The organism is Halorubrum sp. SP9 (genome assembly GCF_005435015.1).
Classification (GTDB): Archaea; Halobacteriota; Halobacteria; order Halobacteriales; family Haloferacaceae; genus Halorubrum; species Halorubrum sodomense.
Window position 1 is genome coordinate 88,041 of the sequence record NZ_SGXU01000011.1, and the last position, 25,211, is coordinate 113,251.

Annotated in this window: 25 protein-coding genes and 1 pseudogene; 13 read left to right on the forward strand and 13 right to left on the reverse strand. The window is 71.1% G+C overall.

All coding sequences use genetic code 11. The features are described from left to right. Nucleotides 1-26: 26 nt before the first annotated feature. From EXE45_RS08625 to EXE45_RS08630, 3 genes are all read left to right on the forward strand, one after another. A complete protein-coding gene (locus EXE45_RS08625; protein WP_137694061.1) occupies nucleotides 27-422 on the forward strand; it encodes a hypothetical protein in 396 nt (131 codons plus the stop codon). Between the two features lie 97 nt (nucleotides 423-519). Continuing rightward, complete coding sequence (locus tag EXE45_RS20400) at nucleotides 520-675, forward strand: hypothetical protein (RefSeq protein WP_017342671.1); 156 nt, start codon at nucleotides 520-522, stop codon at nucleotides 673-675. 4 nt (nucleotides 676-679) lie between these two features. Next, entirely contained in the window at nucleotides 680-1,096 is a 417-nt protein-coding gene (locus tag EXE45_RS08630; RefSeq protein ID WP_092921104.1) for an Hsp20/alpha crystallin family protein, read from the forward strand. 30 nt (nucleotides 1,097-1,126) lie between these two features. Here the strand turns inward: EXE45_RS08630 and EXE45_RS08635 are convergent, their stop codons facing one another. Then, nucleotides 1,127-2,410 carry an FAD-binding oxidoreductase gene (locus EXE45_RS08635; RefSeq protein WP_137694062.1) on the reverse strand — a complete coding sequence of 428 codons (1,284 nt, stop codon included), beginning with the start codon at nucleotides 2,408-2,410 and terminating at the stop codon, nucleotides 1,127-1,129. 484 nt (nucleotides 2,411-2,894) lie between these two features. Here EXE45_RS08635 and EXE45_RS08640 point away from each other — a divergent pair, with 484 nt between their 5' ends. Further along, nucleotides 2,895-3,926, forward strand: a complete 1,032-nt coding sequence (locus EXE45_RS08640; protein WP_092921102.1) for a glutathione S-transferase family protein — start codon at nucleotides 2,895-2,897, stop codon at nucleotides 3,924-3,926. A gap of 30 nt (nucleotides 3,927-3,956) precedes the next feature. Here the strand turns inward: EXE45_RS08640 and EXE45_RS08645 are convergent, their stop codons facing one another. Genes EXE45_RS08645 through EXE45_RS08655 form a run of 3 tightly spaced genes read right to left on the reverse strand, consistent with a single transcriptional unit; the run spans nucleotide 3,957 to nucleotide 7,285 of the window. After that, entirely contained in the window at nucleotides 3,957-5,018 is a 1,062-nt protein-coding gene (locus EXE45_RS08645; RefSeq protein ID WP_092921101.1) for a sugar ABC transporter permease, read from the reverse strand. Next, a complete protein-coding gene (locus tag EXE45_RS08650) occupies nucleotides 5,015-6,010 on the reverse strand; it encodes a carbohydrate ABC transporter permease (protein WP_092921100.1) in 996 nt (331 codons plus the stop codon). The genes EXE45_RS08645 and EXE45_RS08650 overlap by 4 nt, the downstream gene beginning before the upstream one ends. Nucleotides 6,011-6,031: 21 nt before the next feature. Next, nucleotides 6,032-7,285, reverse strand: coding sequence for an extracellular solute-binding protein (locus tag EXE45_RS08655; RefSeq protein WP_174548999.1), 1,254 nt, complete (start codon nucleotides 7,283-7,285; stop codon nucleotides 6,032-6,034). A gap of 262 nt (nucleotides 7,286-7,547) precedes the next feature. Here EXE45_RS08655 and EXE45_RS08660 point away from each other — a divergent pair, with 262 nt between their 5' ends. The 6 genes from EXE45_RS08660 (at nucleotide 7,548) to EXE45_RS08690 (ending at nucleotide 15,772) form a co-directional block, all read left to right on the forward strand. Then, on the forward strand, nucleotides 7,548-8,681 hold the full coding sequence (locus EXE45_RS08660; RefSeq protein ID WP_092921099.1) for an ABC transporter ATP-binding protein: 1,134 nt from the start codon (nucleotides 7,548-7,550) through the stop codon (nucleotides 8,679-8,681). A gap of 604 nt (nucleotides 8,682-9,285) precedes the next feature. Beyond that, the gene (gene mutL, locus EXE45_RS08670) at nucleotides 9,286-11,631 is read left to right on the forward strand and encodes a DNA mismatch repair endonuclease MutL (protein WP_137694063.1); all 2,346 of its coding nucleotides are present in this window, start codon (nucleotides 9,286-9,288) and stop codon (nucleotides 11,629-11,631) included. Nucleotides 11,632-11,749: 118 nt separating this feature from the next. Next, nucleotides 11,750-13,297 (forward strand): methyl-accepting chemotaxis protein, encoded by a 1,548-nt coding sequence (locus EXE45_RS08675; RefSeq protein ID WP_241989441.1) that lies wholly within the window; start codon nucleotides 11,750-11,752, stop codon nucleotides 13,295-13,297. Further along, nucleotides 13,294-14,058 (forward strand): bacteriorhodopsin, encoded by a 765-nt coding sequence (locus tag EXE45_RS08680; protein WP_137694064.1) that lies wholly within the window; start codon nucleotides 13,294-13,296, stop codon nucleotides 14,056-14,058. The genes EXE45_RS08675 and EXE45_RS08680 overlap by 4 nt, the downstream gene beginning before the upstream one ends. A gap of 71 nt (nucleotides 14,059-14,129) precedes the next feature. Next, entirely contained in the window at nucleotides 14,130-15,290 is a 1,161-nt protein-coding gene (locus tag EXE45_RS08685; protein ID WP_092921095.1) for a 3-ketoacyl-CoA thiolase, read from the forward strand. After that, nucleotides 15,287-15,772: a hypothetical protein gene (locus EXE45_RS08690; RefSeq protein ID WP_092921094.1), complete on the forward strand. Its 486-nt coding sequence runs from the start codon at nucleotides 15,287-15,289 to the stop codon at nucleotides 15,770-15,772. Before EXE45_RS08685 ends, EXE45_RS08690 begins: the two co-directional genes overlap by 4 nt. Before the next feature lie 26 nt (nucleotides 15,773-15,798). On the opposite strand, the gene EXE45_RS08695 is transcribed toward EXE45_RS08690, so the two are convergent. The 4 genes from EXE45_RS08695 to EXE45_RS08710 form a co-directional block, all read right to left on the reverse strand. Then, nucleotides 15,799-16,377 carry a putative phosphothreonine lyase domain-containg protein gene (locus EXE45_RS08695; RefSeq protein WP_092921093.1) on the reverse strand — a complete coding sequence of 193 codons (579 nt, stop codon included), beginning with the start codon at nucleotides 16,375-16,377 and terminating at the stop codon, nucleotides 15,799-15,801. Nucleotides 16,378-16,473: 96 nt separating this feature from the next. Beyond that, nucleotides 16,474-17,277, reverse strand: coding sequence for a metallophosphoesterase (locus tag EXE45_RS08700; RefSeq protein WP_092921092.1), 804 nt, complete (start codon nucleotides 17,275-17,277; stop codon nucleotides 16,474-16,476). Continuing rightward, a complete protein-coding gene (locus EXE45_RS08705; RefSeq protein ID WP_092921091.1) occupies nucleotides 17,277-18,941 on the reverse strand; it encodes a hypothetical protein in 1,665 nt (554 codons plus the stop codon). Before EXE45_RS08705 ends, EXE45_RS08700 begins: the two co-directional genes overlap by 1 nt. Next, complete coding sequence (locus EXE45_RS08710; protein ID WP_137694065.1) at nucleotides 18,938-20,212, reverse strand: Single-stranded DNA binding protein; 1,275 nt, start codon at nucleotides 20,210-20,212, stop codon at nucleotides 18,938-18,940. Before EXE45_RS08710 ends, EXE45_RS08705 begins: the two co-directional genes overlap by 4 nt. Nucleotides 20,213-20,318: 106 nt before the next feature. On the opposite strand from EXE45_RS08710, the gene EXE45_RS08715 reads away from it, so the two are divergent. Next, nucleotides 20,319-20,639, forward strand: coding sequence for a hypothetical protein (locus EXE45_RS08715; protein WP_137694066.1), 321 nt, complete (start codon nucleotides 20,319-20,321; stop codon nucleotides 20,637-20,639). 33 nt (nucleotides 20,640-20,672) lie between these two features. On the opposite strand, the gene EXE45_RS08720 is transcribed toward EXE45_RS08715, so the two are convergent. Together EXE45_RS08720 and EXE45_RS08725 are read right to left on the reverse strand one after the other, a co-directional pair. Next, nucleotides 20,673-21,701, reverse strand: a complete 1,029-nt coding sequence (locus EXE45_RS08720; RefSeq protein ID WP_092921376.1) for a glycosyltransferase family 4 protein — start codon at nucleotides 21,699-21,701, stop codon at nucleotides 20,673-20,675. Between the two features lie 96 nt (nucleotides 21,702-21,797). Beyond that, nucleotides 21,798-22,076, reverse strand: a complete 279-nt coding sequence (locus tag EXE45_RS08725) for a DNA-directed RNA polymerase subunit L (RefSeq protein WP_092921088.1) — start codon at nucleotides 22,074-22,076, stop codon at nucleotides 21,798-21,800. A 113-nt stretch (nucleotides 22,077-22,189) separates the two neighbouring features. Between EXE45_RS08725 and EXE45_RS08730 the strand changes: the two genes are divergently transcribed. After that, the gene (locus EXE45_RS08730) at nucleotides 22,190-22,768 is read left to right on the forward strand and encodes an N-acetyltransferase (protein ID WP_092921087.1); all 579 of its coding nucleotides are present in this window, start codon (nucleotides 22,190-22,192) and stop codon (nucleotides 22,766-22,768) included. Then, nucleotides 22,765-23,253 carry a GNAT family N-acetyltransferase gene (locus EXE45_RS08735; protein ID WP_241988388.1) on the forward strand — a complete coding sequence of 163 codons (489 nt, stop codon included), beginning with the start codon at nucleotides 22,765-22,767 and terminating at the stop codon, nucleotides 23,251-23,253. The genes EXE45_RS08730 and EXE45_RS08735 overlap by 4 nt, the downstream gene beginning before the upstream one ends. A 68-nt stretch (nucleotides 23,254-23,321) precedes the next feature. On the opposite strand, the gene EXE45_RS08740 is transcribed toward EXE45_RS08735, so the two are convergent. The 3 genes and pseudogenes from EXE45_RS08740 to EXE45_RS08750 all read right to left on the reverse strand — a co-directional run. Beyond that, nucleotides 23,322-23,969 carry a 30S ribosomal protein S3ae gene (locus EXE45_RS08740; protein WP_092921086.1) on the reverse strand — a complete coding sequence of 216 codons (648 nt, stop codon included), beginning with the start codon at nucleotides 23,967-23,969 and terminating at the stop codon, nucleotides 23,322-23,324. Then, on the reverse strand, nucleotides 23,966-24,355 hold the full coding sequence (locus EXE45_RS08745) for a KEOPS complex subunit Pcc1 (RefSeq protein WP_241988387.1): 390 nt from the start codon (nucleotides 24,353-24,355) through the stop codon (nucleotides 23,966-23,968). Before EXE45_RS08745 ends, EXE45_RS08740 begins: the two co-directional genes overlap by 4 nt. 1 nt (nucleotide 24,356) lies before the next feature. Further along, a pseudogene (locus tag EXE45_RS08750) lies at nucleotides 24,357-25,205 on the reverse strand (exonuclease RecJ); the annotation flags it as partial. Between the last annotated feature and the right edge of the window lie 6 nt (nucleotides 25,206-25,211).

The window sequence follows — 25,211 nt, forward strand, 5'->3', positions numbered from 1 at the left end:
TGTCGGAACGGCCGAAACCGTCACCCGTGCCCTCCGAGACGCCAGCTCGCCGGCGGCGTATCGTACAGCTCCTCGTGACCGGCGCGGTCTGCGTCTTCGCCGCGGGTCAGTTCCGCGCCGCCGACCCGCGCCCGTGGGGCGCCGCGGCCGCGTGGGCGGTCGGCACCGCCCTGCTCGTCGGACCGGCCGCGTGGCTGGCTCGGGACCGGCTCCCGCCGGACCGGTACGAGACGCTGGCGTCCGTCGCAGCGGGCGCGGCGGTCCTCGTCGCGATCGTCTGGCTCGGCGTCGCGCTGGCGTTCGCGCCGAGCCTGTTCCCGTACGGGCCGGGGTTCGCCGCCGGCGTCGCATCCGGGGTCCTCCTCGCGCTGCTCGCGGAGCGGACCGTCGTTCCGGAGCGCATGCGCGGCGCGGGGCTCTGACCGGCCCGTCGCGCGGAGCGCCGATCGCCGTCGCGTTTCGGGCCCCCGAGTCGCCGCCGCCACGCCGTTTAAGCCCTCGCCGGCACTACGACCGTATATGCCATCGACGATGGAGGTCAAGTGCGTCAGCGACGACTGCGAGCTGGACATGTTCGAGAACCACTACACGTACGACGTGCCCGACGACCACGCGGTCGAGGACCTCTCGTGTCCGTACTGCGGGGGGAGCGACCTCGTCGAAATCGAGGTGTGAGCCCGTGAGCCGACTCGTCGAGACCGGTCGGTCGGCGCTCCGGAACGCCCTCGAACGCGTCGGCCGCGGGTGGGGCCGCGTCCAGGAGCGCCGCCCGCTCTCGTCCGACCTCCTCGAGAGCGACGACGCGTACCTCGTCGTCTTCGACGCCCCGGGCGTCCGCGGCGAGGACGTCGACGTCACCTTCCTCGACCGCACCGTCGAAGTGAGCCTCGAACGCTTCCGCGACTTCTACGACGGCTACGACCTCGTCTTCCCCGGCCGCGGCGTCTCGCTGTCCGGGAGCGTCGACCTCCCGCGCGACGCCGACGTGACGCCCGAGGGCGCGAACGCGACGCTCACGCGCAACGGCACGCTCCACGTCGAGATCCCCAAACGCGGCGGGTCGAGCGACGTCGACGTGGTCGAGGAAGACGACTGACCGCGCCCGTCGGGCCCCCGCTCCGCCCGGCTACTCCCCCTCGGTCCGGTTCGACAGCGACATCCCCTCCGCGATCTCGAACGCCTCGTCGCCGTCGAACCGCGCCGGGTCGAACGCGCCGATCCACGGCGAGTCCGGCGCGTCGGACGCGACGCCCGCGAGCGACGCCAGCACGCCCTCGGCCACGGTCTCGCCGATCGCGGGCGCTCGCATGAACCCGTGGCCCTGCCAGCCGGCGGCGACGAATAGGGAGGGGGCAGGAGCGCCGATCGAGTCGCGGCCCGCGGTCTCGTCCGCGTCCACCGGCCCGACGAGCGGGTCGCCGTCGGGCGTCGCGGTACAGAGTCCGGCCCACGACCGCGAGATGTCTGCGTCGGGATCGATTTGGTCGGTTCGACCGTCGCGACCGAGCCGCTCGTCGAGGACGGCCGCGACGTCCTCGCGGAACCAGTCGTCCGCCTCGCGCCGGTAGCCGTCGGGGTCGGCCGGCACCGGCTCCGTGCCGTCGCCCGCGAGCAGCCCGTCCGGGTGCGGGCGGAGGTACGCGTCCGCGGTGGCGTCGTAGACCATCGGGCCGTCGTAGGGCTCGGGGCAGACGAGCGCCTGGACGCGGTAGGGAACGACCGGGACCGAGACGCCGGCGTCCGCGAGCAGCGACCGCGTGTGCGCCCCGGCCGCGACGACGACCGCGTCGAACGCGCGCGTTTCGGCCCCCGAATTCCCGTCGGCGCCGGCGTCGCGGCCCCGGATCTCGCGCCCCGCGTCGGTCCGCGGGCCGAGCGCGACCGGCGTCTCCGTCTCGACCGCGACGCCCTCGCGGGCGGCCCGGCGGCCGAGGACGCGGACGTAGCTCGGCGGGTCGGTCCACCCCGCCCCCTCCGCGACCGCGGCGACGGCGAGGTCGTCGGTCCGGAGCGCGGGGAACCGCTCGCCGAGCGCGTCGGGGTCGACGAGCGACACCTCGCGGCCGTGAGCGCGCATGCGCTCGACCATCGCCGGGACGGCGTCGGCGTCGGGGTCGCCCTCGCGGACCGCGATCACGTACGGGCAGGGCGAGAACGAGAAGCCGGGCAGCGACCGGTCGAACGCGCGGAACCGCTCCAGCGCGCGGGCGCCGACGGCGGCGTCGACGTCCTCGGCGTAGGCGTCGTAGAGGACGCCCGCCGCGCGCCCGGAGCTCCCGGCCGCCAACTCGTCGCGCTCGTACAGCGTCACGTCGGCGCCGCGGGCCGCGAGGTCGTGAGCCGCCGTGACGCCGACCGCGCCGCCGCCGACGACCGCGACGGTCGGCGCGGACTCGCCTTCCTCGGTCATGGGTCGGGACACGCGAGCGACGACGAAAAGCCACCGGGACGATCGTAGTTCTTTATAAACAGATGCGGCGGCGCGTGCCTGCGAGCGGCCGGAGCGAAGCGGAGGCCGCGAGGAGTCCGCGCGAGGTCGCCGGCGCTACGCGCCGCCAGAGGGACCTTCGGTCCCTCGCTAGACGCGGCGAACGCGAGCGGCGCAGCCGCGACGCGTGAGCCGCGAGGCTGGGGAGGCGTGAGGTGCGGTCGCTGTGCGGGGCGGGGTGGGACTCAAAGGGCCGGCCTCCCGGCTGGGGCTTTGGCGGCGTTCACCGCCGATCTACCAGCAGCGACTTATAAGCAAGCGGCTGGGGCTCTGGCGGTATCGGCCGTCGGCCAATCGTCGCTCAATTATAACCATCGAACGCAAAGTCCGATAGCCGACCGTTCGTCCGACGGGTGACACGCGTGTCCCCGCCCACGTTATATGGGCCGAAGCCCAACTATGGAGTATGAATCAGCTCGTGAACGGCGAGTGGCGCACGGACACCTACGAGGCGACCGACGAGGAGGGCGCCTTCCAGCGGGGCGAGACCACCTTCCGGAACTGGGTCGCGGGCAGCGACGTGCCCGACCACGTCGACGCGGAGCCGGACGAGCGGTTCCAGCCGGAGGCCGGCCGGTACCACCTGTACGTCTCGTACGCCTGCCCGTGGGCGCACCGCACGCTGCTGGCGCGGTCGCTGCTCGGCCTCGAAGACGCCATCGGCGTCTCGGTCGTCGACCCGTACCGCGACGAGGACGGCTGGCAGTTCACCCCGGAGAAGGAGGGCTGTACCCCCGACCACCTCCACGACAGCGACTACCTCCGCGAGCTGTACGTCGAGGCCGACCCCGACGCCACCTGCCGGGTGACCGTCCCCGTGCTGTGGGACAAAGAGGAGGAGACCATCGTCAACAACGAGTCACGCGAGGTCCTCCGAACCCTCTCGACCGCGTTCACCGGCCTCGGTAACGGCGTCTCGCTGCTGCCCGACGCGGACGACGACGCGACCGTCGCGGAGGTCGACGAGGTCATCACCGACATCTACGAACCGATCAACAACGGCGTCTACCGCGCCGGGTTCGCGACCTCCCAGAGCGCCTACGACGAGGCGATTGACGACCTGTTCGACGCGCTCGACCGGTACGACGAGCGGCTCGCCGATCAGCGATACCTCGTCGGCGACGCGCTCACTGAGGCGGACATCTGTATGTTCACCACGCTGATCCGCTTCGACCAGGTGTACCACACCCACTTCATGTGTAACCGGAAGTTCATCCACCAGTACGACAACCTCTGGCCGTACCTTCGCGACCTCTATCAGACCGAGGGCGTCGCGGAGACGGTGAACATGGAGCACATCAAGGAGCACTACTACACCACGCACCCGGACGTGACTCCCTCGGGCATCGTCGCGCGCGGCCCCGACCTCGACTTCGAGGCCCCCCACGACCGCGAGCGGCTCGGCGGCGAGGCGCCGACGCCGACCGCGGACGACTGAGCGGCGGACGACGGACCGCGCTCGGACCGCCTACCCCTCCATTCCGCCGAACGAGAGGCCGTCCTCGACGGAGCGCTGGGCCGCGAAGTAGACGATCGCGACCGGCAGCGCGAACAGGTTCGCGAACGCCGCGAAGCGGGTCCACGGCGTCGAGAACCGCCCCTCGGTCGCGATGTTGTACAGCTCCACCGACAGCGGGTAGTTCTCGGGGCGCAGCAGCGTCTGCGCGATGATGAACTCGTTCCAGCCGGCGAGCCAGACGAAGATCAGGACGACGGCGAGCCCCGGCTTCGTCAGCGGGAGGATCACCTCCCGGATCGTGTCGAAGAAGCTCGCGCCGTCGACCATCGCCGCCTCCTCGTAGGAGACGGGGATGTTGTCCATGTACGTCTTCAGTAGCCACGTGTTGAACGGGATCGCCGACGCGGCGTAGAACAGTCCGAGAACGAACAGGTTGTTCGTGAGCCCGTAGCTGCTGAACAGCGAGTACAGCGCCACGAGCGTCGCGATCGACAGCCCGGCGCCGATCTGCGTGAACAGCACGTAGCCGTAGAGGATGCGCTTGCGGCCGACGAACTTCCGGCGCGAGAACGCGTACGCGGCCGGGACGATCATCCCGAACCCGGCCGCGAGCGTCACGCTGACGATGTAGAGGCTGTTGAACACCGCGCCGGGACCGGTCTCGGTGCCGGCCCACCGGAAGCTCACGAGCCCGCCGCTCCCGCCGAGAACGAGCTGGGGGTACCCCCAGTCGCCGTCGACGAAGAAGAAGTCGGACTCGAAGATCACCCACCGGTACGCGCCGAGGTTGTACGTCGACGGGTCCGGGAAGATGCCGCTGGTAGTGAACAGCCGCGTCCCCTCGGCCAGCGACGCCGCGAAGATCCAGAACAGCGGGAACAGCAGCACCAGCACCATCGCGAGGCCGAACAGCGTCATCAGGACGCTCTTCGCGACGTCCCATGGGGTGCGCTTCCCGGTGCGGAGGTCGTAGATCGCCCGCTGGACCGTGACGACGAACCGCTTGGGGGCGGTCGCGAACGCGACCAGCTTGGCGGCGACGAGCGCCGCGAACGAGCGGATCGCGCTCATTGCTCACCCACCCCCTCGGCGAGGCCGCCGTAGCGCACGGCGACGAGCATGAACAGCCCGACGAACGCGATGGCGACGATGAGGATCGCCGCGGAGAGCCCGAACTCGTTGAAGCTGATCGCCTCGCGGTAGCCGTACACGATGATCAGCTCGTTCTGTCTGGCCGGGCCGCCCCGGTTGAACACCCACGGGATCAGGAACTGCTGGAACGACGTCGCCGCGGTGAGGATAGAGGCGAACAGCACCGGCCCCTTGATCGCGGGCAGCGTCACCGTCCGGAACCGCTGGAGCCACCCGGCGCCGTCGACCATCGCGGCCTCGTGGAGCGACTCGGGCACGTCCTGGAGCGCGCTCACGATGATGATCACCATGAACGGGTACGCCAGCCACACCTCGGTCGTGACGTACGCGAAGAACGCCTCCCAGCGGCCGCTGAGGAAGCCGATCGGCACGTCGAAAAGGAGGACCTGCGGCGCCGACAGCGCCGACATAAACTCGTTGTACCGGCCCAGAACCGTGTTGAACACGCCGAACCGGGCGTCGCTGAACATCCCGCGCCAGACGGTGATCGTGAAGATGCCGGGGAACCCCAGCGGGACGATCACCGCGGCGCGCATGTAGCGTTTCCCGACGACCCGCGCGTGGTTCAGAAGCAGCGCGATGCCGACGGCGACGAACACCTTGACCACGAGCGAGACGGCGACGAACAACCAGGTCGTCGACATCGACGACCAGAACTGCGGGTCCCGGAGCAGCTGCGCGTAGTTCGCCAGCCCGATCAGCTCGGCGCCGCCGCCGATCACCGAGCCGGCGAACGTCGCGTCGGTCAGCGAGATGTAGAACAGGTAGACGATCGGGTACAGCATGAAGCTGGAGAAGAGGATCACGCCGGGGATGACGAGCAGCAGTCCCCAGTCGTGGCCGGAGAACGGCAGCGCCGACCGGAGCCGCGAGAGCCCGCCGCCGCCGACGTCGAGTTGTGAGGAAGCCATGGTGGGTAGAGCGGGTGTCGCCTACTGGTTCTCCCGGATCTCCGAGGCCGCCTGGTCGAGGGCCGGGCCGCTCTCCTGGTTGCCGTTGAAGACGCGGGTCAGCGCCTCGGTCAGCGGCGTCCAGACGGCGTTCATGTTCGGGTGAGTCGGGATGGGGACGCCGTGGTCGACCTGCTGGGCGAACGCCCGGACGTCCTCGGAGAGGTTCCCGTCCTCGACGACCGAGGAGAGCACGGGGATGTACCCCTGCTCCTCGGCGTTGGTCTGGATGATCTCCTCGTTGGTGGTGTACCACTCTGCGAGCCCCGTCGCGGCGTCGACCGTCGACTGGTCGGCGTCCGACAGCATCGCGCTGAAGTAGAACGTCTGGATGCCCGAGTACGTCCGCGGGTTGTTGCCGTCGATGGTCGGGAGCGTGGTGACGCCGAGGTTCTCGATCTCCTCGCTCAGGTTCGCGATCTCCCACGGGCCGTTGATCGCGAACGGCGCGGCGCCGTCGGCGAACGCGACGATCTGCGACTCGTAGCCGGGGTCGGCCGGCACGTAGTCGGACACCCGTTCGAGCGCGTCCATGCCCCGCTTACACGCCTCGCTGTCGAGGTCGTTCTCGAGGCTCTCGGTGTCGAAGATGTCGCCGCCGTACGCCTGGATGAACCCGCTGACGAAGTACGGGTTCGTCACGGGGTACGAGAGGCCGTACTCCCCGTTCTCCGGATTGTGGAACTCGTCCATGGTCGAGATCATGTCGTCGAGCGTCTCCGGCGGCTCGTCGACCATGTCCTCGTTGTAGAACAGCGCGACCGTCTCCGACGCGAACGGGAGCCCGTGGAGCGCGCCGTCGAACTGGACCGCCTCCTGTGCGGTCTCGGTGAACACGTCGAGCGAGGCGTCGACGTCGTCGCTCGCGTCGTAGAGGAACGGCGGCTCCTCGCGGACCGCGAACCGACCGATCCAGTCGTGCGCCCAGATCCACGAGTCGGGGCCCTCGCCGGACGGGATGGCGGTCTCGAGCTGCTGGTCGAGCTCGCCGCCGGGCTCGTTCTTGTCGATCGTGTCCCCGCTCTCGGACTCGTACTCGTCGATGTACGCGGACATGGCCTCGTCCTCGCCGTCGGAGAGGTCGGTCCACAGCGTCGCGGTGCCCCCGGCGTCGCCGCCGTCGGAGCCGTCGGAACCGTCCCCGCCGGAGCCACCGGTGCTGATACAGCCCGCGAGCCCCGCGAGCGCAGTCGATCCCCCCATCGCCTTGAGCAGCGTTCTACGTTTCTCGTTCATGTGACTAGAACAAATGATGAACTATATTTTCATACATTTAGTGTTTGGGATACGTCCCGATCGATCCGGATTGATCCGGGTCGACCCGGATCAATCATCGATCCGAATTGATTCGACGGCGATCGCTCCGGCCGGCGAGCGGCCTCGCCAACGGTCCGATCGGGCGGCGACGACGCGCGTCGAATATTTGAGAAGAGATTATTCACCATATATCAGAAAAACAGCAAAGAACTCATATGCCGTCGGGCCGGTCTTCAGGGAAATGGCACGCGTCACGCTCGATACGCTCCGGAAGGAGTTCGACCGGGGAACCATCGTCGCGGTCGACGACCTCGACTTGGAGATCGACGACGGGGAGTTCGTGACGGTGGTCGGGCCCTCGGGCTGCGGGAAGACGACCACGCTCCGGATGGTCGCGGGTCTCGAGGAGCCCACGTCGGGCACCGTCAGCTTCGACGACGAGGACATCACCGAGGTCCACGCGAAGGAGCGCCCGGTCGCGATGGTGTTCCAGAACTACGCGTTATACCCGCACAAGACGGTCCGGCAGAACATGGCGTTCGGGCTCAAGATGAGCACCGACATGACGACGGAGGAGCGCCACGAGCGCGTCCGCGAGATGGCGGAGATGATGGGTATCGAGGACCTCCTCGACGACAAGCCGGACGAGCTCTCCGGCGGGCAGAAGCAGCGCGTCGCGCTCGGCCGGGCCATCGCGCGCGAGCCCGAGGTGTTCCTCTTCGACGAGCCGCTCTCGAACCTCGACGCGAAGCTCCGCACCGAGATGCGCGCGGAGATCCAGAAGCTCCAGAAGGAGTTCGGCGTCACCGCGATGTACGTCACCCACGACCAGGAGGAGGCGATGACGATGGGCGACCGCCTCGCCATCCTCAACGACGGGGAGCTCCAGCAGGTCGGCGCGCCCACCGAGGTGTACCAGAACCCTGTGAACGAGTTCGTCGCCGGCTTCATCGGCTCGCCGTCGATGAACTTCCTCGACGTCGACGTGGAGACGGACGGGACGACGGCGACGATTCGGAACGAGGACGCCGGGTTCGAACTCAGCCTCTCGCCGGAGTACGTCCGGGGCAACGACCTCCGGAACGGCCGGTACACGCTGGGTATCCGGCCGGAGAACATCGTCCTCGACGAGTCGCCGAACGGCGAGGGGAACCTGCGCTCAACGGTGGAGGTCGTCGAACCGATCGGCTCCGACAACTACGTACACCTCACCGTCACCGAGGACTTCCTCGCGCGCTCGCCCGCGGACGTGAAGCCGGAAGCCGGCGACGAGGTCGGCGTCTCCTTCGCGGAGGAGGACATCCACCTGTTCGACCCCGAGACCGGCGAGGACGTGTTCCTCACCGACGAGGAGATCGCGGCCGCGGTCGCTTAGGTGGGCCGGTTTTCGGATAGGGCGCCGGCGTGTGAACCGATCGTTCGTACTTTCTCCCCGTGCCGAGATCGAACGCTATCAGAACCCAGTATATCTGCTTGAAAACTGCTGACGCTGCGGTGGCCCCTTCCACTGCCCAAGCCGCTTGTTTATAGATGGTTGATACCGGATCGACGGCGAACACCTCCGAAACCCCTGTCGCTCGCTTATAAATAACTGACCGCTGAACGGCGGTGAACAACTCCAAAGCCCCAGCCGCGAGGACTCGCGCGGCTCGCTGCGCTCCTCGCTCAGTCGCTACCGCTCCTTCGCTGCGGTGCTTACGTCGCCGTGCTTCGTCCTCGCGGCCGCCCCTTTGAGTCCCGCCCCGCACAGCACGGCACCTCTCGCCTCCCCAGCCTCGTCGGGCGCGTCCGTCGGGCTCCCTCCGGTCGCCCTCGGCGCGCCCGACTCCCTCGCGCGGGCTGCTCGCGGCCTGTCGGCCGCTCGCAGGCACGCGCCACCGCATTTGTTTATAAAGGGCATGCTCGCCGGGCTTCAGTCCGTCTCGCGTCGCCGCGGGCGACAACGGCTTGAAGTGCGCGCTCGTCGGACGGACGGTAACATGGAGCCGCCAGCAATCGAGCGGTTGGACGAGCGCACCGTCCAGCGGATCGCGGCCGGCGAGGTCGTCGAACGGCCCGCGAGCGTCGTGAAGGAGCTGGTCGAGAACAGCCTCGACGCGGGCGCGAGCCGCGTGGCGGTGTCGGTCGAGTCGGGCGGCACCGAGGGGATCCGCGTCCGCGACGACGGCGTCGGCATCCCCGCGGACCAGCTGGAGGCGGCCGTCGCCGAGCACGCCACCTCGAAGATCGGGGACATCGAGGACCTCGACCGCGGCGTCGGCACGCTCGGCTTCCGCGGCGAGGCGCTGTACACGGTCGGCGCGGTCTCGCGGCTCACCGTCCGATCGCGACCCCCGAGCGCCGAGGCGGGCGCGGAGATTACCGTCGAGGGCGGTGAGGTGGGCGAGGTGCGCCCCGCCGGCTGTCCCGCGGGGACGACCGTGGAGGTCGACGACCTCTTTTTCAACACGCCCGCCCGCGAGAAGTTCCTCAAGCGGACCGCCACCGAGTTCGACCACGTGAACACGGTCGTGACCGGCTACGCGCTTGCGAACCCCGACGTCGCGGTCTCGCTGGAACACGACGGCCGCGAGACGTTCGCGACCGAGGGGAACGGCGACCTCCGCTCGGCCGTCCTCGCCGTCTACGGCCGCGAGGTGGCCGAGTCGATGATCGACGTCGAGTGGACGCCCGACGGCGGGGACAACAGGGACGAGGACGGGACGGGAGACGACGCGCCGGTCCAGCGCGTGACGGGGCTCGTCTCACACCCGGAGACGGCGCGCTCGACGCGCGACTACCTCTCGACGTACGTCAACGGCCGGTACGTCACCGCGAGCGCGCTCCGCGAGGCGACCCTCGACGCCTACGGCGGCCAGTTGGCCCCCGACCGCTACCCGTTCGCCGTCCTCTTCGTCGAGGTCCCGTCCGGCGACGTCGACGTGAACGTCCACCCGCGCAAGCTGGAGGTGCGGTTCGACGAGGAGTCGGCGGTCCGGTCGGCTGTCGAGGCGGCCGTCGAGGAGGCCCTGCTCGACCACGGCCTGGTCCGGTCGACCGCGCCCCGCGGGCAGTCGGCGCCGGACGAGACCGCCGTCGATCCCGAGACGCCGGCCGACGAGGCGGTCGGGGGCGCGGACACCGACCACGAGCGCGCCGCGCGCGAGGGGCGCGGGTCTCCGCGGTCGACCGAATCCGCGCAGTCGACAGAGTCCGCGGGTCCCGGCTCGCGACCCGATTCGGGTGACGACGGCGATAGCCCCCGAAGCGAAGCCGACACCGACGCGTCCGAGTCCGACGCCGTCGACTCCGCGACGCCGACCGAGCTGGACCCCGACGACGACGCGGCGTGGGCGGTCGACGGGCTGGACGGGGGCGCGAGCGACGACGCGAGCGGCGACCGCCCCTCTCCGCGGAGTTGGCAGGAAGACGCGACGGAGCGCGACCCGGAGGGACCGACCGACGTCGGCGCCCGGGGCGAGGCCGACGACGCCGAGGCCCTGAGCGACGCGGTCGACCGCGACGCCGACGCCTCGGGCGTCGAGGACTCGAACGGTTCCCCGTCGCTCGGTGACGGACCGGACGGCGACGGACCTGACCGCGACGGAATGGCGGGCGGCAGGGAAGTGTCGACCGGCGAGGACGCGCGGCGGTCGGATGCCCGACCCCGATCCGCCGCGCGACAGCGGACCCTCGACGGCGAGGCGACCGAGCGCGAGCGCGAGTTCGACTCGCTGCCCTCGCTGCGGGTGCTGGGACAGCTCCACGGGACGTACGTCGTCGCCGAGGCGCCCGACGGACTCGTGCTGATCGACCAGCACGCGGCCGACGAGCGGGTGAACTACGAGCGGCTGACGGCGACCTTCGCGGACGGCGCGGACGCGCAGGCGCTCGCGGAGCCGGTCCGCATCGAGCTGACCGCGCGCGAGGCGGCGCTGTTCGAGGAGTTCGTCGACGACCTCGCCGCGATCGGGTTCCGGGCCGAACGCGCGGGCGAGCGCGAGGTCGCGGTGACGGCGGTCCCCGCCGTCTTCGACGCCGCGCTCGACCCCGACCTCCTGCGCGACGTCCTCTCCGCGCTGGTCGACGACGCCGCCGCGGGCGACGAGCCGGTCGCGAACGTCGTCGACGAGCTGCTCGCCGACCTCGCGTGTTACCCCTCCGTCACCGGGAACACCTCGCTGACCGAGGGGCGGGTCGTCGACCTGCTCGACCGGCTCGACGACTGCGAGAACCCCTACGCCTGCCCGCACGGGCGGCCGGTGGTGATCCGGCTCGACCGCGACGAGATCGGGTCGCGGTTCGAGCGCGACTACCCGGGCCACGGCGGGCGACGCGCGGAGTAGCGAGACGATCGGGGCTTCGGCGGAAAGTGCCCAGAATTTGGGACCGGCAACGCGCCTGAATATCACGATTGATATGGAGAGGCGTCGGTTTAACACGTTGGTTTCCCTGATCGGTCACATGCCGATCGCAGCGGTGAAAGACAGCTACGGGGCGAAACTGGGCGTCGGGTACGTCGCGACGGGGGCGTTCATCGTCGCCGTCGGGGTGGTCACCGACGACGCGAACGCGACGGTCGTCGCGGCCGTCGCCGGACTGCTGACGTTGGGGTCGATCAACGCGGCCGAGACGATCGCCAGCGTCACAGAGATCGGCGCGCAGACGCGGCGCGTCGCCGACGGCGACATCGACCGCGAGGTCCGGTCCACCCGGACCGACGAGTTCGGTGAGCTGGCCGGGTCGATCGAGGAGATGCGGGTCTCGCTGAAGGACCGACTGGCGGAGATGGAACGGACGCAAGACGAGCTGGAGGACGCGCGGGCCGAAGCGACGGAGATGGCGGACCGGTACCGGCGGACCGCGGAGCGGTACGCCGAGGTGATGGAGGAGGCCGCGACCGGCGACCTCACGCGCCGCGTCGACGTCGACGAGAGCGACGAGAGCCTCGCGACCGTCGGGGAATCGTTCAACCGGATGATGGACGACCTCCAGAGGACGGTCGAGACGGTGCGGGAGATGGCCGACCGGATCGAGGCGGACGCGGGCGAGATGGCGGAGATGAGCGGCGAGGTCGAGCGGCGCGTCGCGGACGCAACGGAGAGCGCCACGACGATTCGCGGGCAGGCGAGCGACCAGCGCGCGGAGCTGGAGTCGATCGCCGCCGACGTCGAGAACATCAGCGCGTCCGCCGAGGAGATCGCGGCGACCGTCGACGACCTCTCGGACCGGAGCGAGGCGGTGGCGGCGACCAGCGACGACGCCCGCAGCTCCTCGCAGAGCGCCCTAGACGAGATGGCCGAGGTCGAGTCGGAGGCTGAACGCGCCGTCGACCGCGTCGAGCAGCTCCAAGACGGAATGGAAGAGATCACCGAGATCGTCGACATCATCGGCGAGATCGCGGAACAGACCAACATGCTCGCGCTGAACGCCTCGATCGAGGCGGCCCGGGCGGACGGCTCCGGCGACGGGTTCAGCGTGGTCGCAGAGGAGGTGAAGGGGCTCGCCGAGGAGACGCAGTCCCGCGCGAACGAGATCGACCAGATGATAGACGACATCGCGGACCAGACCGAGGAGGTGACGGTGTCGATCCGCTCGACGCAGGAGCGCGTCCAGACCGGGACCGACACCGTGGAGTCGACGCTCTCCGACATCGAGTCGATCGCCGACTCCGTCGACGAGATCAGCGGGTCGCTCACCGAGATCCGCCGGACGACCGCGGACCAGGCGGACACGGTACAGGACACCGCCGACTCCGTCGACGATATCACGGATATCAGCACGGAGACCGCGGAGACGGCGGAACAGGCCGCGACGGAGATCCAGGAGGGACAGTCGGTCGTCGAGGACGTGTCCGACTCGCTGCGGGCGTTCCAGACCGACGCCGTGACGACGCTTCAAGACCGGGTCGCCGCGTTCACCGTCGAGGAGGGCGAGGCCGCCTCAGGCGGCCCGGCCGCCGAGTCCGGGACGGCGCACTCGCGGGCGACGACCGACGGGGGTGCGCGATGACCGGTGCCGTCACCAGTGCGTACTGGCTGGCGGCGGTCGCCTTCCTCATCGGAGTCGGGATCACCGCGGCGCTGTACGCGAAGCTGGAGGGGTCGAGGGCGCGCACGCGGCTGGCCGCGCTGGCCGTTATCCCCGGGTTCGCCGGACTCAGTTACGTCGGGATGGCGCTCGGGATCGGGACGGTCACGGTCAACGGGGCCGAACTCGTCGGCCTTCGCTACGTCGACTGGGTCGTCACCACGCCGCTCCTGGTCGGATTCATCGGGTACACCGCCGGCGCGTCGCGTCGCGCCATCGCCGGCGTGATGATCGCGGACGCGCTGATGATCGTGTTCGGTGCCGCCGCGGTCGTGAGCGGCGGGACGCTCAAGTGGGCGTTGTTCGGCGTCTCCGCGCTGTTCCACGTCTCGCTGTTCGCGTACCTGTACGTGATCTTCCCGGGAGGTATCCCCGACGACCCGATGCAACGGGGGCTGTTCAGCCTACTGAAGAACCACGTCGGGCTGCTGTGGCTCGCCTACCCGTTCGTCTGGCTGATGGGCCCGGCGGGTATCGGGTTCACCGGGGCGGTGGGCGCCGCGCTGACGTACGCCTTCCTCGACGTGTTGGCGAAGGTGCCGTACGTCTACTTCTTCTACGCCCGGCGGCAGGCGTTCATGGACGTGACGGACTCGCGGGCGGCGGCCAAAGGCGACGGTCCCGCAGTGGGCGGCGAGGCTCCCGTCGCGACCGGCGACGACGCCCCGACCGCGGCCGACTGAACCGGGACGAGGGGCCGTCCCGGCCGACCGCGGAGAGGTACGTTTTAGGCGACCGCGGTCGACCCGGGCGTATGGAACGCGTAGCGATCGTCGGCGCGTCGATGACCCGGTTCGGGCAGCGCGACGCCTGGGTGCGCGAGCTGCTGGCGGAGGCGGGCGCGGCCGCGCTCGACGACGCCGGCGTCGACGGCGACGACCTCGAGCACCTGTACGTCTCGAACATGGCCAGCGGCGAGTTCGAGGGCCAGACCGGCGTCCCGAACGCCCTCGCCCACGACCTGGCGGCCCAGCCGGCCTACACCGCGCGGATCGACCAGACCTCCTCGTCCGGGGGCGCGGGCGTGTACGCCGCGTGGCAGTCGGTCGCCTCGGGCGCGAGCGACCTCACCATGCTCGTCGGCGGCGAGAAGATGACCCACCGGACGACGTCGGAGGCGACCGACGTGATCGCGTCGCTCACGCACCCGGCCGAGTACAAACACGGCGTCACACTCCCCTCGTTCGCGGGGCTCACCGCGCGGCTGTACCTCGACGAGTACGACGCGCCCCGCGAGAGCCTCGGGAAGGTCGCGGTGAAGAACCACCGGAACGGCGTGGACAACCCCCACGCGCAGTTTCAGAAAGAGGTGGACCTCGACACGGTCCTCGACTCGCCGGTCGTCGCGGACCCCCTCCGGCTGTACGACTTCTGCCCGATCACGGACGGCTCCGCGGCGCTCGTGTTCTGCCCAGAGTCCGTTGCCGAGGAGTACGCCCCCGGCGGCAACTACGCCGTAATCAGCGGGATCGGCGGCGCGACTGACACGCACGTCGTCCACGAACGCGCCGATCCGACGACGATGGGCGGCGTCGTCGACTCCTCGGAGATCGCCTACGAGACGGCCGGGATCTCCCCGGACGACGTCGACGTGGCCGAGCTCCACGACATGTTCACCATCCTCGAGTTCCTCCAGAGCGAGGACCTCGGCTTCTTCGAGAAGGGCGAGGGGTGGAAGGCGGTCGAGGAGGGCGTCACCGACCGCGACGGCGAGCTCCCGATCAACACCTCGGGCGGGCTCAAGTCGAAGGGCCACCCGCTCGGGGCCAGCGGCGTCGCACAGGTGTACGAGATTTACCAGCAGGTCACCGGGAACGCCGGCCCGCGACAGGTGGAGGCCGACACGGGGCTCGCCTGTAACGTCGGCGGGTTCGGGAACTGCGTGACCACCACCGTTCTGGAGGGCAGCCAATGAGCGACAACGACGCGGCCGAAAGCGACGGCACGACCGAGGGGGACAGCGCGGAGCCGACCTTCGAGGCGGCGGAGTACGCGGACGGGACGGTCACCTACCCGCCACACACCGTGAGCCCGAACGGCGCCGAGCGCGTCGGGACCGTCGACCTCCGCGAGTACGAGGGGCGCGTCGTCACGTGGACGACCTCGACCGCGACGCCGCCGGGCGTCCGCGAGCCGAACACCCTCGCCATCGTCGAGTTCGAGATGGGTGACGAGTACGACGGCCCGCCGGTCCGCGCGCTCGGGCAGATCGCCGAGCGCGGCGAGGCAGGTCGTGGAAGCGACGGAGACGAGGGCGACGGCGGCGAGCAGTTCGACGTCGAGATCGGCGACCGCGTCGAGCCCGTCTACGCCGACGAACTGCGCGAACCGGGCGCCGGCATCCGCGAGCCGGAGAGCCAGGCGTGGGACGGCTTCCGGTTCCGCCCGGTCGAGTAGTCCGACCGCTCCCTGCGGCTCGGGATTCAGGCCCGGAACCGCGCCGCGCCGGAGTCACCGAGCGGGCCGAGCCGCTCCTCGTGGACCCCGTCGAGCGTGTACACGTCGGGTCGGTACCGGATCTCCTCGGTCGCCCCGTGAACCTCTCCGAGTCGGCGTCGCACCCGGTCGACGTCCGCCCGGTGGAAGTAGTTCGGCGTGAACACCAGCACGGCGTGGGCCGTCTCGCCGAACGCCTCGCGGCCGGCGCGGGTCGTGACCTTCGCGTCCCAGAACCGCCCGGCTTCGACGTCGTCGACGACCGCTTCCCAGAGCCCGTCGACCGTCTCGGCGGGGCGCTCGACGAGCCACTTCCCGCTCAGGTACGTCGTCTCCAGCGCGAGCCGGTCGACGTCGCGGACGGTCTCGGGGTCGGCCGGGAGCGATCCCTCTCGCTCTCGGTCGATCTCCGGTAGATTCGCCTCGGTCGTCGCCGCCGGCCGCGTCACGCCGTGTTTCGGGAAGTAGCCGTCGCGGGCCTGTCGCGGGAATCCGGTGACGTGTTTGACGCGGAGCCAGTGCCATCCCGGCTCGTCGATCTCGCTCGGGGAGCGGTCGGTGACCATGGAAACGGATCGCGCGTCGCGAGGCAAAACGCTCCCGCTCGCGTGGAAAACGGCCCTCGCCCGCGACGGCGCGCCGAGGGGGCCGGCCCGCGGCGCTCAGACCCGTCGGTAGTCGCCGAGTCGGGTCCCGTCGAGCAGGTACGCGTCCGCGGTCGGCAGCGCCGCCGGGAGGTACGGCGCGAGGAACGACTGCCCCTCGACGTTCACCCACGTCCCGCCCGATCGCTCGTTGAACGCGGGGAAGACGACGAGCTCGGGCGGAGCGGCGTCGCGGGCGTCCTCGCCGGGGTCGGCCCCCTCGCCCGCCTCGGTGAACGCCGCGGGGTCGAGTTCCCCGCGGAGCCACGCGCGCTCGACGCGCGAGCCGCCGACCGCGTCCTCCAGCCGGACCTGGGGGTGCTCGTGGCCGGTACAGACCACGTCGGCGTCGAGGAGCGCGGGATCGGGCCAGGTGTGGCCGTGACAGACGGCGACGCCGGACATCGGGCCTCCGACCTCGCCGAGCATTCCCCCCTCGGGACCGATGGCGTCGAGGTCGTCCGCGAACGCCGCCGCGACCCCCGCGTCGTGGTTCCCCTCGACGAGCGTCATCGGGACGCGGTCGGTAACGGCGGATATCAGCGTTGCCAGCTCCTGGCGCTCGTCGCCGTCGGGCGCCCCGATCCGGTGCGCGAGGTCGCCGAGGACGACGAGCCGGTCGGCGTCGGTCTCGACGATCAGGTCGACGAGGCGCTCGCGCCGCTCGTCGGCGCGGGAGTCCAGTTCGACGCCGCGCTCGTAGCGCAGGCCGACCTCGATGCCGGCGTGGACGTCGGCGACGAGCAGCGCGCGCTCCGCGCCGAGGTCGGCCAGGGCCGCGGGCTGGCCGACGACCGGCTCGACCGCTGGCGCGTCGCCCATCAGATCGGCTTGAGCAGCCCGTCGCCCGGCTCGTAACACTGGCCGCTCATCAGCGCGTCCTGGACGGCGTCCTCGACCGCGCCGGGCTCGACGCCGTGCTCGTCGGCGACGCGCTCGACGACCGCCTCACGGGGCGCACCGTCGCCGTCGTCGAGGTCGTCCATCGCCGCGACCGCCGCGGCCTCGAGGTCCACGTCGTCGGCGTCGCCGGCCTCGTCCGCGTCCCCGCCGGCGCCCGGCTCCGCGTCGTCGGTCGCGGGTTCCTCGGCTGCGGCGGCTTCGTCGCTCTCGGATCCGACCGGCTCGTCCGCGGCCGCGGCGGAGTCCTCGGCCCCCTCGGCGAGCCCCTCCGGGTCGGGCACGTCGATATCGGCCTCGCCCGGCTCGTCGACCTCGGTCCCGGTCGCGAAGTCGGTGCCGAACTCGGACTCGATCTCCTCGCGCTCCTCGTCGTCGAGCTGGTACATGTCGTCGGCGTCCGCGTCCGGATCGAGGTCCGCGTCCGGATCGAGGTCCGCGTCCGAGTCCCCGCCGGCGTCGAACGCCGCCTCCGAGTCGCCGCCAGCGTCGAAGTCGCCGAGCCCGCCGTCGTCGCTCGCCGCGTCGGCGGCGCCGGAGTCGGTCGCGCCGGAGTCGGTCGCTTCACCGGCCGTCGTCTCGTCGGGCGCGTCGGCCGGCTCGGCGGATGTATCGGTGTCGGCCGGCTCGGCGGTGGCGTCGGCGTCGCCGAGCGATTCGGACTCGGCGGCCGAGGCCGACGCCGGCTCGGACGCTTCGGCCGTCGAGGTCTCGCCGGGGTCGTCGGACGCCGATTCGCCGATCGACTGGGAATCGGCAGCCTCGGCGTCGCCCTCGCCGGCGGGCGGGGTCGACTCGGCGGTCGGTTTCCCGTCGTCGGCGGCGTCGCCCGCGGCCGTCGCCGCCGACGCGTCGACCGTCACGTCGGTCTCCGGGAGCGGGCCGATCGTCGTCGGCTCTCCCTCGTCGGGCGCGAGTTCGAGGGGCCGGACCTCGTCGCGGTCGCCCGCGATCATCTCCAGCGCGTCGACCGCGAGCCGGCGGACCGCCTCGGCGTAGGCCGCGGTGGTGCCGTAGTGGTCGAGCGCCTTCGGGATCCCGGCGGCCAGCGGGGCGGGGGCGCCGCCCGCCTCCAGCGCCGCGCGGAGGTCGTCGCCGCGCAGGTCGGAGTCGAACGCCGTCGCGAACACCGCGAGGCGGTCGAGCGTGGCCTCGGCCGCGGAGACCACCCAGCGGTCCCGGGTGTCGGCGTCGACCTCGTTGAGGCTCTCCGGGCGGACGGAGGTGAACACCCGGTCGGAGTCCTCGGGCTCGAAGGTGCGGGCCTTGCCCGTGAGCGCGACGAACGCCGGCGGCTCGGCGCGCTCCAGGAAGGTCTGCGCCTCCGGCTGGTACTGGCCCGCGTAGGTGACGAACGCGCCGGAGGGGTCGACGACGCGGCCGCGGCGCGTCTCGTCGTTCACGCGCTCGACCTCCGTGAGCACGCCCGCGGTGAACAGGCGGTTCACCCGCGCGCCGGTCGGGGTGACGACGTAGTTCGGCGCGCGCTCCTCGTCGCTCTCCGAGTACGACAGCGAGGCGTCGTCGAACTCGGCGGCGAACACCCGGTAGGCGACCTCTCGGGCGCCCGGCCCGTCGTCGCTCATTCGCCCACCTCCGCGAGCGCGGCGCGGGCGTGCGCGGCCGGGTCGTCGTCCGCGAGCTCGAACTCGGCCGCGTCGAGGGTGGCGCCGTAGTCGTCGACCGAGAGGTTCCCGCGGACGCGGTAGGCGCGGCCGACGAGCGCGTCGGCGATGTCGTCGGCCACGACCGCCTTGTCCATCGCGTCCTTCGCGGCGTCGAGGGCGTCGTCGAGGCCGCCGCCGTACACCTCCGCGGTGAGCTCGTCGTCGAGGACGACCGTCACCGTGTCCGTGCCGTCGTCGAGGATGGCCTTCACGCGCAGGTCGTCCTCGCCGTCCACGTCCCCGTGGCTCCGGCACTGGCCGTTCTGGACGACGCGACCGCACTCGGGACAGCGCTCGATCAGCCCGGAGCCGTCCCGGACCTCCAAGACGTTACCGACGACCTCGACGTCGAACATCCCGCCGGAGCCGACCGCGTCGGCGACCGAGAGGCGCGGGGCGTCCTCCGCGACCTCGACGGGGTCGGGCAGCGGCGTCACGGTCGAGAACTCGGTGAGGTTGATCGAGGGAACGCCCCGGAACTCCCGGACGTACACGTCCTCGATCCGGAGGTCGGCGCCGGCCTCGATCTCGGAGCGGGGCTGCCAGTCGGTGAAGGGGAGCTTCGCGGTCTCGTCGCCGACGACGCCCTCTAAGATGTCCGTCTCGCCGTCGCGCCCGGAGATGGTCTTCTCGTCGACCTCCAGCACCCGGACCTCCACGTTTCGCCCGCGGTCGCCGGCCGCGACGTCGACGAGGCTGCGGTCGCCGCCGACCTCGTGATCCACCTCGACTTCCTCGTCCGCGATGGCGACGGTGGTCGAGTCGTTGAGGTTGAGCTCCGGCTCGCCCTCCCACTCGCGGACGCCGGCGTTGCCGATCGTGAGCGAGTCGCCCGGCTCGAAGCCGAAGTCCTGCCACGCGGTGTAGGAGATGACGCCGGTCCCGTCCGCGACCTCGCCCTCGCGGATCGTGAGGTCGTCGCCCTGATACCGGATCGTGCGCGTCCCCTGCGTGAGCACGCGGACCGTCACCGTCACGCCGTCGTTGTCGGTCGTGATCTCGCCGACGTCGACGGCGTCGGGCGCTGGCGACGACCCGCCGCCACCGCCGCCGTGTTTCCGGCGGACGCTCTGTTTCGCCTCGTCGATGGGAACGCTGTACTCCAGTAGGTTCTGTAGGTCGGCTTTGACCTCCTCTTTGTCGACGCCGAGGTCGGAGGCGAGCTCCTCGGCATGGCTGTTGACGTCCATCGAAGCGAGGTTCGGCGCGGCCGCACAAAAGGATTCACCACGGGGGTGAGGCCGGAACTCGAACGACGCCGGTACTGCTAAGCCACTCCCGTCCGCAACGTGCGGCATGGATGAGATCGACATCGACGCGCGCGTCACGGGGGAGCGAACCGTCATCGACGTGACCGGGACCCGCGACGTCGCCGTCGTCGTCCGGTCCGAGAGCGGCGAGCGGATCTACCTCCCGCCGGAGAGCTTCGACGAACCCGTGTCGGGGTCGCCGTACACCTCGCCGTACCAGGGCGGGAGCGGGATCGACGGCGAGGAGAGCCCGTACGGCGGCGGCGCCGGAAGCACCCGCGGCGTGGTCGAGACGGCCGACGGGTTCCGGATCAGCCACCCCGAGACGGCGACCGAGTTCGACGTGTACCGCGGCGACGAAGCGTAACCCGGTTCCGGGGTTCGACCCGGGCGTCGCGGCCTACGCGACGTCTTCGTACACCGCGAGCGTGTCCCCGGCGACGTCGGACCACTCGCGGCGCTCGTACTGCGGCGGCTCCTCGCGGTCGAGCGCCTCGATGAGCCCGTCGACGATAGACTCCGAGTCCGTCTCGACCTCGACGAGGCAGCCGTCGGGGAGCACCTCGGCGACGCCGGAGGGGGTCGCGACGACCTGCGTCCCCGCCTCCAGCGCCTCCGTGATCGTGATCCCGAACGGCTCGGCGTACGAGGGCGAGACGAAGGCGTCCGAGGCGGCGTAGTAGTCGCCCAGCTCCGCCTCCGGGACGTAGCCGACGAACTCGACGCGGTCGTCGATGCCGAGCAGCTCGGCGAACCGCTTCAGCTGCTCGGTCTGGTGACCCGACCCGCCGACGACGAGGGTCACGTCGCGGCCGCGGAGCTTCTTGGTCGCGTACAGCAGATGCGAGATCCCCTTCTGGTCGGTGTGACGGCCGACGAAGAACAGCATCTCGCCGTCGATACCGAGGTCCGCGCGCACGTCTTTCCCGGAGAACTTCGGCGTGGAGAAGCCGTTGTACACGACCCGCGAGTCAGCGTCGTACAGCTCCTTGATGTCCTCGCGGACGATCTCGCTGACCGCGATGTTCGTGTCGGCGGCGTTCGCGAGCCGACGCTCGGTCTCGACCTCGCGGCTCGGCGGGTCGATGTTGCGGTCGCTCGCCAGCGAGTGGAACGACGAGATCCAGGTCGCGTCGGACTCGCGGGCGGCGGCGCGACCGGGTCCGTACCCGAACCAGTCGTGGGTGTGGATCAGGTCGTGGTCGGGCGCGAGCTCGGCGAACCGATCGGAGAGTTCTCCCACGCGGGCCGCGACGTCGCCCTCGCCGGTCTCGACGGGTTCGAGCCCCGGCTCGTCGTCGGGCGCGAACTCCGCCGGCAACACCAGCGTGACGTCGACGTCGAGGTCGTCGCGCAGCCCGGTGAACAGTTCCCCTACGTGGACGTCGAGCCCGCCGGTGATGTTCGGCGGGAACCCCCACCCCAGCATGAGTACGCTCGGCGGCATGCCCCTCCGTTTCGGGAGTCGGTACTTAGGTATGCCCCTCGTGAGTCGGGTCGCGAAAGGAGGAGCCTCGGATCGGCGTCAGGCCGCGTGGACCGCGTCGCGCAGCGCGTCCGTGCGTTCGGTGATCGAGTCGGCGGCGTCCGCGAGCACGTCGAGGGGGTCGCCTTCCTCGGCTTTGACGGTGAGAACGGGCTCGGTCTGGCCGCCGGACTGCTCGGGGTTCACGTCGTAGGTCGCGGCCGCGACGTCGTCCGACTCCAACAGGGCGCCCTTCAGCACGTTCATGAACGTGTGGTCCTCGCCCGCGATCTCGATGTTGAGCTCCGTGTCCGTCTTCTCGATGACCCGCAGTTCCATGTCCGTGAGGTCGGGCGAGCGGCGTTTCAAGCTTTCGTCTCCCGGATATCGAAGGATGCGGACGGCTCGCACGCGACCCGAAAGCGTATGCCGACCGCTCCGGTGGCCGCCGTATGGAGATTCGACGACTGCCCCCCACGGCGGCGGCTGCGGAGCGCTACGCGAGGGAGCTGTGGCTCCCCTACCACCGCGACCTCGCCGCGGCCGCGTCGGACCACGCGCTCGCCGATCGCCCCGACGACGAGCTGATCGCCGCGGAGACCGAGTTCCGCCTCGATCTGTGCCGCGAGAACGACGACCACCGGACGTGGGTGGTCGGGGTCGACCCGGAAGCCGAGGCGGGCGACGTCGATTCCGAGGTTCTCGACCCCGAGAGCCCCGCGCCCGTCGGGGTTCCCGGCCCGGACCGCGACCTCGTCGCGTTCGTCTCGACGAGCGTCGACGCGTGTCCCGAGGTGTTCGACCGCCCCGACCGGCTCGTGGTCGGCGACGTTTACGTGAACGAGTCGTATCGAGGGACCGGATTGGCCGACTTGTTAATGGAACGGGCGGTCGCCGACGCGCGCGACCACGGCTGCGGCGAACTCCGGCTCGACGTCGACGTCGACAACGAGCGCGCGACGTCGTTCTACGAGCGGTGGGGGTTCGAACCGTACCGCCGCCAACTGACGGTCCCCGTCTCGGAGGTGTGACCGTGGAGATCCGGCGGCTCCGCGAGGCGGACGTGCGACCGCTGGTCGAGGAACTGTGGCTGCCGTTCGCCCGGGAGATGGAACCGGTCGCCGAGCGGAACCGCCTCGCCGACGACCTCGACCTCGTCGCCGCGGGCGTCGAACGCCGAGCAGACCGCCTCGACGACGACGAGGCGATGACGTGGGTCGCCGTCGACGGCGGCGACCTCGTCGGCTACGCCGCCGCGAGCGTCGAGTCGTCCGCGCCCGTGTTCGCCGCGGGCGACCGGCTCCACGTCGGCGAACTGTACGTCCGCGAGCCGTACCGCGGCGAGGGCGTCGCCGGCGATCTGCTCGACCGGGTCGACGTGACCGCCGCGGCCCGCGGCTGCGAGCGCGTGACGCTCGACGTGGCCGTCGGCAACGAGCGCGCCAGGGCGTTCTACGAGAAACGGGGGTTCGCGGTCGCGCGGCACCGCATGGTCGCTCGCGTCGACGAGGGGTGAGCCCCCGGCGCCGCCGCTCCGCGGTCGATAAACGCAAAACGGGTCGCGTCGGTCCGCGCGGCGAGGCGTTACTCGTCGGCGTCGACGGCCACTTCGTCGGCGTCGACGTCCACGGACGCCTCCTCCTCGGCGGCGACCTCTCGCGGGCGCGCTTCGAGGGTCAGCTTCTGGACCTCGACGCGACGCAGCGGGTAGATCTCCTTGGCGTCGCCGTAGATGGCCGACGAGAGGTTCCCGTCGACGATCGCGTCGACGAACGCCTCGAAGGTGCGCTCCTCGGCGGCGGCGTGGACCTTGTCGATCATCACGCGGCGGATCGCCTTCTCCTGCGAGCGGTCCGCCTTCTTCGTCGTCAGGGCGACGGGCTGGACGCGGACGCGGTAGTCGTCCGTCGTCAGCACCGTGATCGACGCCTCGACCTTCGAGGCGCCGCGGCGGACGAGCGAGCGCAGGTAGTCGCGCGTCAGCTCGTACTTGATGAACTCGGTGTACGCCGTGTCGCTGCCGACGTCGGTGATCTTGAAGGTTAACTTCGTGTTGTTCGCGTTGGAGTCGCCCGTCAGCTGGTCGAGCGTCGTCGTGATCGTGCGCCCGACGACCTGCTGGGGCTCCTCGGCGAGCGTCTCGCCGAGCTCCTGTCGGTCGAACTGTTCGGGCGCCAGCACGGAGTACCAGCGCTTCTGTTCTCTGCTCTTGGATACGGATCGTTCGCTCATGTGTCGGTGTGTGTGTCGGTGTCGGTCGTCTGCGGTTCGTCCGTGGCGTCGGAGTGCGGTTCGTTCGCGGCGTCGGTCCGCGGCGCGTCGGGGGCGACGTGCGCCCGTCCGCGCCGGATGACGCGGTCGGCGACGCGCAGATTCACGAGGTGGTCGTCCACCGTCGACTGGAGCCCGCCGGTGGTCGGTCGCGAAACGGTGCAGGCGACGGTGTCGCCGTCGACCCGGGTGCGCATCGAGTCGGTCTCGTCCGGTCCGAGCGCGGCCGCGACCGTCGCGGCGTCGGCGTGTTCGGTCCGGACCGTGGCGGTTCGGTCGGCGTCGACGACCGGCGAGTCGTCAGCGGCCGGCAAGTCGTCAGCGGCCGGCGAGTCGTCGTCGACCATCTCAGATCGCCTCCCGGAGCGCGGCCAGCGCCGCCGTGATATCGCCGTCGTCGACCGCGATCCCCCCGCGTACGGGGGTCCCCCAGCCGTCGCCGCCGGCCTCGCCGGCGGCGGTCCGGCAGGCGTCGCCGAGGCCGATCCGGTCGGCGGCCGCGTCGCCCGCTGCGCTGCCGCCACCGGTCGCGGCGACCGCGAGTCGGCCCGCGGTCTCGTCGAGCGCGACCGCGACGGGCTCCGGCGACCGGAAGTCCCGGACGAGCCGGGCGACCGTCGGCAGGACCGCCGGAGACGCGTCAACGCGGGCGACGACGCAGCCGTCGTACCGGCCGACCGCCGCGTCGTCGAGCGCGCGGTGAGCCGCCAGACCGTGGCGGAGCCACGCGTCGAGCGCGGCCGTCCGAAGCGACGCGTCCGGGTCGCTCGCGAGCGCGAGCGCGATTCCCGTCCCGGGCGCCTCCCGGGCGAGCGCGTCGAGCACGTCGGCGTAGCCCCCGACCGTCTCGAAGGGCCCGTCCGTGACGTACGGGCGGAGCGCGCGCTCGACCGCCGAGGCCGCGCGGGCGCTCGCGTCGTCGCCGTCGACCGCGTCGACCGCGACCAGCGACGCGAAGCGCCGGCGGTCGTCCGAGTCGAGGTCGGCCGGCAGTCCGAGCGGGGCGAGCGCGTCGCGCGCCGCCGCCGGGTCGCCGGAGTACCGGGTCCGCGCGAGCGTCGAGGCCGCGAGGGCCTCGGCGCGAGAGGGGACGGGGTCCGCCTCGTCGGCGGCGGGTTCCCCCGCGGTCGCGTCCGCGTTTCCGCCCGAGACCGGGAGCGCGACGCCGGGCCGCCGCTCGACGCGGCCGGCCCGCTCGATCTA